5 protein-coding genes, 1 tRNA gene and 1 riboswitch are annotated in these 6,565 nt (G+C 66.2%); of the genes, 3 read left to right on the top strand and 3 right to left on the bottom strand.

Translation table 11 applies throughout. From position 1 onward, the window contains the following. Positions 1–3 precede the first annotated feature (3 nt). Positions 4–80, top strand: a tRNA-Met gene (locus QM612_RS08115). Positions 81–164: 84 nt separating this feature from the next. Here QM612_RS08115 and QM612_RS08110 read toward each other — a convergent pair. The 3 genes from QM612_RS08110 to bioD form a co-directional block, all read right to left on the bottom strand. Beyond that, a complete protein-coding gene (locus tag QM612_RS08110; protein ID WP_415253393.1) occupies positions 165–3,305 on the bottom strand; it encodes an efflux RND transporter permease subunit in 3,141 nt (1,046 codons plus the stop codon). A 6-nt stretch (positions 3,306–3,311) separates the two neighbouring features. Continuing rightward, positions 3,312–4,475: an efflux RND transporter periplasmic adaptor subunit gene (locus QM612_RS08105; RefSeq protein ID WP_415253392.1), complete on the bottom strand. Its 1,164-nt coding sequence runs from the start codon at positions 4,473–4,475 to the stop codon at positions 3,312–3,314. Positions 4,476–4,570: 95 nt separating this feature from the next. Beyond that, entirely contained in the window at positions 4,571–5,245 is a 675-nt protein-coding gene (gene bioD, locus QM612_RS08100) for a dethiobiotin synthase (RefSeq protein ID WP_415253391.1), read from the bottom strand. A 65-nt stretch (positions 5,246–5,310) separates the two neighbouring features. Between bioD and QM612_RS08095 the strand changes: the two genes are divergently transcribed. Together QM612_RS08095 and QM612_RS08090 are read left to right on the top strand one after the other, a co-directional pair. After that, entirely contained in the window at positions 5,311–5,799 is a 489-nt protein-coding gene (locus QM612_RS08095; RefSeq protein WP_415253390.1) for a GAF domain-containing protein, read from the top strand. Further along, positions 5,796–6,185, top strand: a complete 390-nt coding sequence (locus QM612_RS08090) for a TfoX/Sxy family protein (RefSeq protein WP_415253389.1) — start codon at positions 5,796–5,798, stop codon at positions 6,183–6,185. The genes QM612_RS08095 and QM612_RS08090 overlap by 4 nt, the downstream gene beginning before the upstream one ends. A gap of 26 nt (positions 6,186–6,211) precedes the next feature. Then, a riboswitch (cobalamin riboswitch) is annotated at positions 6,212–6,451 on the top strand. Positions 6,452–6,565: the final 114 nt, after the last annotated feature.

Below are 6,565 nucleotides of genomic sequence, written 5' to 3'. Positions count from 1 at the left end.
TACGGCTATGTAGCTCAGTTGGTTAGAGCACAGCACTCATAATGCTGGGGTCGGTGGTTCGAGTCCACCCATAGCCACCATCGACGCAATGGAAAAACCCCGCGAAGTCGCGGGGTTTTTTGTGCCTGGCTCCCGGCGAACATCGCCGGGAGCCATCAAGGCACTCAGGCTTCGTCCGCTTCCAGCTTCGGCGCTTCGTCCATCTTGTCGCCCAGCATCCGCCGCACGACCACGTAGAACACCGGGATCATCAGCAGGCCGAGGAAGGTGGCGAACAGCATGCCGCCGATCACGCCGGTGCCGATGGCGTGGCGCGCATTCGCACCCGCGCCGCTGGATACGGCCAGCGGGAACACGCCCATGATGAAGGCGAACGAGGTCATCAGGATCGGGCGGAAGCGCAGGCGCGCGGCCTCCACGATGGCTTCGCGCAGCGGCTTGCCGTGCTGGCGCTGTTCGATGGCGAACTCGATGATGAGGATCGCGTTCTTCGCCGCCAGGCCCATCACCGTAATCATGCCGATCTTGAAGTAGATGTCGTTGGGCAGGCCGCGCAGCAGCGAGAACGAAATCGCGCCCAAAAGACCCAGCGGCACCACCAGCAGCACCGCCACCGGCACCGACCAGCTTTCGTACAGCGCGGCCAGGCACAGGAACACCACCAGCACCGACAGCGCCATCAACATTGGCGCCTGATTGCCGGACAGGATTTCCTGATAGGACTGGCCCGTCCAGTCGTAGCCGAAGCCTTCCGGCAATTGTTCCTCGACGATGCCCTGCATGATCTGCATCGCCTCGCCCGAGCTGTGGCCCGGTGCCGGCGAGCCGGTGATTTCCACCGCCGGGTAGCCGTTGTAGCGGTTCAGCGAAGGCGACGAGACGATCCACTCGTGCTTGACCACGTTGGACAACGGCACCATCGCCGGCACGCCGCTGGCCGAAGCGCCCTGCGGGCTGGGCGTGTAGAACCGGCCCAGCGAATCCGCGCTGGTACGGAACGCGCCATCGGCCTGCATATAGACGCGCTTGACGCGGCCCTCATCGACGAAGTCGTTGACATAGACCTGCGCCAGCATCAGCTGGATCGCACTGTAGATGTCGGTGACCGACAGGCCCAGCGATTGCGCCTGCGTGCGGTCCACTTCCAGCTTCAACTGCGGTGCCGGGGCCAGCGTGTTCGGGCGCACTGCGGTCAGCGCCGTGTTTGCGCCGGCAGCGCCAAGCAATTGACCCATCGCCTGATTCAGTTCCGCACGTTCCTGCCCGGCGCGCGCCTGCAGGTACATGTCGAAACCGCCGAACTGGCCAAGTCCCTGCACGGTGGGCAGGTTGATGACGAAGATCTGCGCATCGCGGATGCCGTACAGCGCACCGTTGGCCTTCTGGATGAACTCCGGTGCCGTCACCTTGCGCTCGCTCCACGGCTTGAGCTTGACGAAGGCCATGCCGACGTTTTCACCCTGGCCGACGAAGCTGAAGCCAGCGATCTGCATCATGCCCTCGAAACCTTCCTGCTGCTCCAGCGCGCCGCGCACCTGCTCGAACACCTTCTGCGTGCGCTGCAGGGTGGAACCCGGCGGCAACTGCACGATGGCAAGCGCGTAGCCCTGGTCTTCCTCGGGCAGGAAGCTGCCGGGCATGCGCGTGAACAGGAAGCCGCAGGCCAGCACCAGCGCCGCGAACACCGCCATCCAGCGCGGCGTGTGGCGGATCGCACTGCTGATGTGACCGACGTAGGTCTGCTGCACGCGGTCATAGACGCGGTTGAAGGCACGCGCGAAACGGTTCTTGCCTTCGTGGCCATCGCCCGGATGGAGCAAGGTGGCGCACAGCGCCGGGGTGAAGCCCAGTGCAAGGAAGGCGGAGAACGCCATCGCCATCGCGATGGTGACCGCGAACTGCTTGTAGATTTCACCGGCGCTGCCGCTCTGGAATGCAGACGGCACGAACACCGCCGCCAGCACCACGGTGATCGCCACCACCGCACCGCTGATCTGGCCCATCGCCTTGCGGGTGGCCTCCTTCGGCGGCAGGCCTTCCTCGGTCATGATGCGTTCGACGTTCTCGATCACCACGATGGCGTCATCGACCACGATGCCGATCGCCAGCACCATGCCGAACAGCGACAGCTGGTTGATGGTGAAGCCGAACAGGTACATGCCAAGGAACGTACCCAGCAGCGCGACCGGGATCACCAGCGTCGGGATCAGGGTGGCGCGCAGGTTCTGCAGGAACACCAGCATCACCAGGAACACCAGCACGATGGCTTCGGCCAGCGTCTTCACCACTTCGTTGATCGAAATGCGCACGAAGGTCGAGGTGTCGTAAGGGCTGAACCAGGTCACACCCTGCGGGAAGCTGGCCTGCAATTCGTCCATGCGCTTCTTGACCGCATCGGCCACGCCCAGCGCGTTCGCCCCCGGTGCCAGCTGCACCGCGAAGCCCGCCGCCGGCGCACCGTTGTACTGGCTGTCGAAACCCCAGCTGGATGCGCCCTTTTCGATGCGGGCCACGTCACGCAGGCGCACCGTGGTGCCATCGCCATTCGCGCGCAGGATGATGTCGCCGAACTGTTCGGCGGTGCTGTAACGGCCTTCCGCCGTCACCGTCGCCATCATCGTCTGCTCATCCGGCGACGGCGAAGCACCGACTGCACCGGCAGCAAACTGCACGTTCTGCGAACGCACCGCCGCCAGCGCCTGGCTGGCTGACAGGCCATAGCCCTGCAGCTTGCCCGGATCCAGCCAGATGTTCATCGCGTATTCGCCGCCGAACAGCTGGGTGCTGCCCACGCCGGCCACGCGCGAAATCTGGTCAAGCACGCGCGACGCCAACAGGTCGGACAGCGCATTGCGATCCCACGCCGGGTTGGACGAACGCAGCGCCACCACCATCAGGAAGCCGGAGTTGGCTTTCGCCACCACCACGCCCTGCTGGGTCACTTCGCCCGGCAGTCGCGGCGTGGCCAGCGAGACCTTGTTCTGCACCTGCACCTGTGCGATGTCCGGGTCGGTGCCCGGCTTGAAGGTCAGGGTGACCGAAGCGCGCCCGCTGGAGCTGGATGAGGAACTGAAGTAGTCGAGGTTGTCGATGCCGGTGAGCTGCTGCTCGATCACCTGCGTGACCGCGCGCTCGGTGGTATCTGCGCTTGCACCCGGATAGGCGGCAGCGATGGTGATCTGCGGCGGTGCGATGCTGGGATACGACTCCACGCCGAGATTGAGGATGCCCAGCACGCCACCCAGCGAAATCAGGATGGCGATCACCCAGGCGAAGATCGGGTGGTTGATGAAGAAACGGGACATGGCGGATCAGCCCTCGTTCGCCGGTGCCGCCGGTGCGCCTGCAGGCGCTGCGCGTTGCTGCACCGGTGCAGCCTTGGCCGGCTGCCCGGGCTGTGCCCGTTGCAGGCCGGAGACGATCACCTGATCGCCGGAGGCCACGCCATCGCGCACTACCCAGTTGGTGCCTTGGGCTTGATTGGCTGTGATGTCCTTGCGCACGACTTTGCCGTCCTGCCCCACCACCAGCACGTAGGCACCTTGCGCATCGCGCTGTACTGCCGCCTGCGGCACCAGGAACACACCGCGTTGCTGGCCCAGCGTGGCGCGCACGCTCACGTAACTGCCCGGCAGCAGGCTGCGGTCGGGATTGGGAATACGCGCACGCAACGCGACCGCGCCAGTAGCCGGATCCACCACGTCGCCGGAGAAGTCCAGCGTGCCGGCATGCGCGTAAGGCGTGCCGTCCTGCAGGAACACCTGCACCTGCGAAGCGCCCGCGCCGGACTGCGCGGCGCGCACCTGTTCCAGTTCGGACACACTCAGCGAGAAGTTCACGTACAGCGGATCGATCTGATCGACGGTAGTCAGCAAGGTGGCTTCGCCCTGGCCCACCAGCGCGCCTTCGGTCACCTTCTGCTGTCCGGCGCGGCCGGCGATCGGCGCACGCACGCTGGCATAACCGAGGTTGATGTTGGCTGCCTGCACCGCCGCCCTCGCTGCCTGCACCGCCGCCGCCGCGCTGCGCTCTGCGGCCAGCGCGTTGTCGTAGTCGGACTGCGAGATGAACTTCTGCGGCAGCAAGGTGCGCGCGCGATCCGCCGATGCCTTCGCATTCGCATGATTGGCCTGCGCCTGCGCCAGCGCTGCCTGGCTTTGCGCCAGCGCCGCCTGCAACTGCGCCGGATCGATCACGAACAGCAACTGGCCTGCACGCACGTCGCTGCCTTCCTCGTACACGCGCTTCTGCAACACGCCGGTCACGCGGGCGCGCACGTCGGCGCTGCGGAACGCCGCCAGCCGGCCGGACAGGTCCTTGGTCAGGGCCACGTCGCCCTGTTGCAGGGTCACCACGCCCACTTCCGGTGGCGGCATCTGCTGGCCGGCGGCAGCGGCGGGATCTGCGCCCTTGGCGCAACCAGCGGCGGCAAGCACGGAACACAGGGCGAATACGAACGCGGCACGCGAATGCATGGCGATTCCTCGAATCGGGTCGGGGGTTGACTGAGGGCAAATACTATACCAGCTAGTTTATATTTTGGATACCCCCGGCCTACACGTGCCGGAAGTCAGGCCAGCACCGGAATCCGCAGATGCCGCGCCATCGCAGCGGGGCCTGCATCCTGTACATGCGGCAATACGCCCCAGCACGCCGCCGGCATGCGCGCACGCAGCATCGCGATGTTGTCCTCGACCCGCGCCATCTCCGGATCGACATGCGAAGCGATCCAGCCGGCCAGATGCAGACCGTCCTGCGCGATCGCCCGCGCGCTGAGCAGCGCATGGTTGAGGCAGCCCAGCCGCAGCCCGACCACCAGCAGCACCGGCAGGCGCAACGCACGTACCAGATCGGCCTGCATCAGTGATGCCGACAGCGGCGCGGCCCAGCCACCCACGCCTTCGACCACCAGCGCGTCGGCGCGTTCAGCCAGCCGCGCATGCGCATCGAGGATCGGCGGCAACATGACTTCGATACCTGCATCGCGCGCCGCCAGTTCCGGCGCAAGCGGATGCTCCAGCGCATACGGATTGATGTCGGCATAGGCGATGCCCAGCTCGCCCGCCGCCTGCAACGCCAGCGCATCGGCATTGCACCACTGCCCGTCGATGCGTTCGCAGCCGCTGGCAACCGGCTTCATGCCAGCCGCACTCAACCCGTGACCGCGCAGCGCATGCAGCAGCGCGCAACTGACCAGCGTCTTGCCGATGCCGGTATCGGTGCCGGTGATGTAAACGGAGAACATCGCGCATTCCAGCGTGGGCCAAGCGCGATGGTAACGGCGGCAGCCGCCGTTGCTACACTGCCGGCATGAGCTTTTCCGCCACCGCCCTGACCGGCAACAAGCCCGAGCAATACGCGCAACTGCTGGAGCAGGCGCGCGCGCTGCTGCACGATGAGTGCGACCGCATCGCCAATGCCGCCAACCTGTCGTCGCTGGTGTATCACGCGCTGCCCGACCTCAACTGGGTGGGCTTCTATTTCTTCAATGGCAACGAACTGGTGGTCGGCCCGTTCCAGGGATTGCCGGCCTGCGTGCGCATCCCGCTGGACAAGGGCGTGTGCGGCGCAGCGGCGCGTACCCGGCAGACCCAGCGCATTGAGGACGTACACGCCTTCCCCGGCCACATCGCCTGCGATTCGGCATCGAACTCGGAACTGGTGGTGCCGCTGGTGGACGGTGCCGGCAACCTGCTCGGCGTGTTCGACCTCGACAGCCCCCTGCGTGCGCGCTTCGACGCCGATGACCAGCGCGGACTGGAAGCGATTGCCGACGCCTTCGTGGCATCGTTGCGATGAGCGAGAAGATGCGCAACATCGGCCCGAAATCCGCCGCATGGCTGCGGCAGGTTGGCCTGCGCACGCTGGATGACATCGCCGCCATCGGCGCGGTCGAGGCTTACATGAAAGTGCGGCGTGCCGGCTTCAAGTGCAGCATGAACCTGCTGTTCTCGCTGGAAGGCGCATTGCAGGACTGCCACTGGAACGAACTGCCCGAGGCGCGCCGGCTGGAACTGCAACAAGCGGTGGAAGCCGCCATCACGCAATTGCCGCCACCGCGCGGTCGCCCCGCTGCCTCGCCGGTGACCACCACCCGGCACGATGACGAAGCCGGCGCGGCACCGGCCTTCGGCCTGTTCGACGACGACCGTCATGCCGGTGCGGAATCAGCTTCCGACGATTGAAGCGCGGCGCACGGCGGCGCTTGCGTTAAACTGCGCGGGTTCAAGGTGATCCAACGGCATCTGCCCGAGGATTGAAACGGGAAGCCGGTGACGACGCGCGAAGGCGCATCCAGTCCGGCGCTGCCCCCGCAACGGTAAGCGAGAGAAGTTCGGCATCGGCCACTGTGCGTGCATCGTCAGATGCCGCATGGGAAGGCGCAGAACGGGAACGTCGCATGACGTTCCGCCCGCAAGCCCGGAGACCGGCCATGGACACCTCTGGTTGCGATGCGGTGGGCGTCGCGCGACCTTGCGCTGCCCCGCATCGCCAGTGTTCGCCGTCCCTCCCGCCCGCAACCGCCTTCCCATCCATGGGCGCGCGGGCGTGCGCGCCGGAGACC

It is taken from the genome of Thermomonas sp. (genome assembly GCF_047606765.1).
Lineage (GTDB): Bacteria > Pseudomonadota > Gammaproteobacteria > Xanthomonadales > Xanthomonadaceae > Thermomonas.
This window is presented reverse-complemented; position numbering and strand designations above follow the sequence as displayed.